The sequence below is a fragment of the Alkalibaculum sporogenes genome (assembly GCF_009362815.1).
Classification (GTDB): Bacteria; Bacillota; Clostridia; order Eubacteriales; family Alkalibacteraceae; genus Alkalibaculum_A; species Alkalibaculum_A sporogenes.
Genome location: NZ_WHNX01000071.1, coordinates 1 through 2,455, shown reverse-complemented (window position 1 = coordinate 2,455; position 2,455 = coordinate 1). Strand labels below are relative to the sequence as shown.

The window sequence follows — 2,455 nt, the reverse complement described above, 5'->3', positions numbered from 1 at the left end:
TGCCAACTGAGCTAATGGATCCTAATTGTTTATGGCTTTGTTTCCAATGATAAGTATTGTTTTAATATATATTCTGCCTAACTAAGTGATTCACACAAAATCATAGATTTTGGTTCTCTACTTATGCCAACTGAGCTAATATATTGACAAAAAAAAATAAAGTAATTGGTGGTGGGAGATGGATTCGAACCATCGAAGGCGGAGCCGACAGATTTACAGTCTGTTCCCTTTAGCCACTCGGGAATCCCACCTGATATTTTCTTATTTGTCGTCAGGCACAAGATATATAATACAGCATATTTCATAGCTTGTCAACAATAATTTAGAAAATTAATTTTTATTTTAAGTTATATAATGTTATAGTATAAATATGTTTGTATAGTTGAGTATAATTTAATTTTATAGATTATCGCTTTTTAAGAAAGGTTGATATATAATGAGCAACTCAAATATCTTTACAAAAATAAAGAAAAATTATTTACAAGGAATACCTCTATTAATCATGCTTTTTTTCATAATAATATTTCTTATATTTGAAGAAAGAACATCGATTATTGATATTCTAGAGGATATCGTTATAAAAAATTATTTTCAAACATCAATTTTACTCATTATAATGTACGCTATAAAAAGCCTTACAATCTTTTTACCGATAACAATACTGTACTTGTTTGCTGGCATGGTTTACTCTCCATTTACAGCTATTCTCGTCAATATTATTGGTACTTCAATATCAATAACTATCCCATATTGGATGGGAAGATATTATGGAACTAGTTTAACCCAAAAGTTATTTAAAAAATATCATAAGATACAACAATTTCATGAGTTGCAAAAGAATAATGATTGGTTTTTTTGCTACCTATTAAGAGTAATCGCAATTTTACCCTATGATATCGTAAGTATGTATATTGGATCAATTAAGATAAGTTATATAACATATCTTTCTGGAAGCTTAATTGGTATACTTCCAAATATTTTAATTATGACTTTAGTAGGGATTAATATAACTGACCCAAATTCACCATTATTTATTAGTGCCATAAGTTTCAAAGTTATACTAGTAATATGTTCTATTATCATTTATCGTATAGTATTAAAGTTCAAAAGAAGTGTGAATATTTCTAAAATTAGATAATATTATCTATAGTATATCTTAACTCCAGTTGTTTATCTAATTTAGAAACGTTGCCACTTTGCATACTCTATTCCTTAAACATACCTTTGAGTCGTAGTGTACATCATTTGATACATATTGTCTTACTACCAGCTCTACAATATGTCTCTAAAATATAAAAAAACCATAGATTATCTATGGTTAAAATTTTGTATGGAGCTGGCAATAGGAATCGAACCTACAACCTGCTGATTACAAGTCAGCTGCTCTACCGTTGAGCCATGCCAGCATACTTTTATTGCCTTAAATATTTATTTGGAACGGGCTTTAACTTTGTTCTTTAATTATTCATTGTTAATTCTTAATTATTAATTAATTTAATGGCGACCTGGAACGGGCGTATATGCTTTGCATCTACCCTCTTCGCTAGGCGCTCAGAGATTTCTTCACTATTTAATATGCATTTAGCATATTAAATTGCTTCGCACCGTTTCGAAACCGTCTCACGGTTCGATCCCTACGTACTTTAACTTTGTTCTTTAATTATTCATTGTTAATTCTTAATTATTAATTAATTTAATGGCGACCTGGAACGGGCTCGAACCGTCGACCTCCAGCGTGACAGGCTGGCATTCTAACCAACTGAACTACCAGGCCGCAATATTTAATTGCTATAAAAATGGTGACCCCAAGGGGATTCGAACCCCTGTAACCGCCGTGAAAGGGCGGTGTCTTAACCGCTTGACCATGGGGCCTAATCAGACTTTAGTCTGTAGACTATAGTCTTAATAATACTATAAGCACAATAATGTTTTTAGAGCATTTTTCATCATACTAATGACTAAAAAATGGCTCCCCAGGTTGGATTCGAACCAACAGCCTATCGGTTAACAGCCGAGTGCTCCACCGTTGAGCTACTGAGGAAAAAAATCCGCAACGACCTACTCTCCCAGGGCGTCGCCACCCAAGTACCATCGGCGCTGGAGGACTTTACTGCTGTGTTCGGTATGGGAACAGGTGTAGCCCCTCCGCCATTGCCACGGAATTTATTGTGAGGTGAGATTGATATTCTCATCTTACTTTTTTATCATATCAATGATTTATGAATCAATGATATTTGAAAACAGCATAAGATAATAGTAGTTATCATCAGAAGTTTTAAGGTTTGGTAATTGAATGTTTAAACTCTGTTTTCCCATAGGGAAAACTTCGATTCTCACTTCCAACTTCTCGCCTCTTACTTCCCATTTATTTAGGTCAAGTCCTCGGTCTATTAGTATCAGTCAGCTAAATGTATTTCTACATGTACACCTCTGACCTATCAACCTGGTAGTCTAC

The 2,455-nt window shown here is 33.5% G+C and carries 1 protein-coding gene, 5 tRNA genes and 2 rRNA genes; 1 reads left to right on the top strand and 7 read right to left on the bottom strand.

Annotation, left to right across the window (positions count from 1 at the left end):
• Positions 1-166 precede the first annotated feature (166 nt).
• A tRNA-Tyr gene (locus tag GC105_RS16535) sits at positions 167-251 on the bottom strand.
• Between the two features lie 185 nt (positions 252-436).
• Here GC105_RS16535 and GC105_RS16530 point away from each other — a divergent pair.
• On the top strand, positions 437-1,138 hold the full coding sequence (locus tag GC105_RS16530) for a TVP38/TMEM64 family protein (RefSeq protein ID WP_152807031.1): 702 nt from the start codon (positions 437-439) through the stop codon (positions 1,136-1,138).
• A 193-nt stretch (positions 1,139-1,331) separates the two neighbouring features.
• Here GC105_RS16530 and GC105_RS16525 read toward each other — a convergent pair.
• The 6 genes from GC105_RS16525 to GC105_RS16500 all read right to left on the bottom strand — a co-directional run.
• A tRNA-Thr gene (locus GC105_RS16525) sits at positions 1,332-1,406 on the bottom strand.
• Between the two features lie 291 nt (positions 1,407-1,697).
• Positions 1,698-1,774, bottom strand: a tRNA-Asp gene (locus GC105_RS16520).
• A gap of 23 nt (positions 1,775-1,797) precedes the next feature.
• Positions 1,798-1,872 (bottom strand) — tRNA-Glu (locus GC105_RS16515).
• 94 nt (positions 1,873-1,966) lie between these two features.
• Positions 1,967-2,041, bottom strand: a tRNA-Asn gene (locus GC105_RS16510).
• A gap of 4 nt (positions 2,042-2,045) precedes the next feature.
• Positions 2,046-2,162, bottom strand: a 5S ribosomal RNA gene (rrf, locus tag GC105_RS16505).
• Positions 2,163-2,370: 208 nt separating this feature from the next.
• Positions 2,371-2,455, bottom strand: a 23S ribosomal RNA gene (locus GC105_RS16500); the annotation flags it as partial.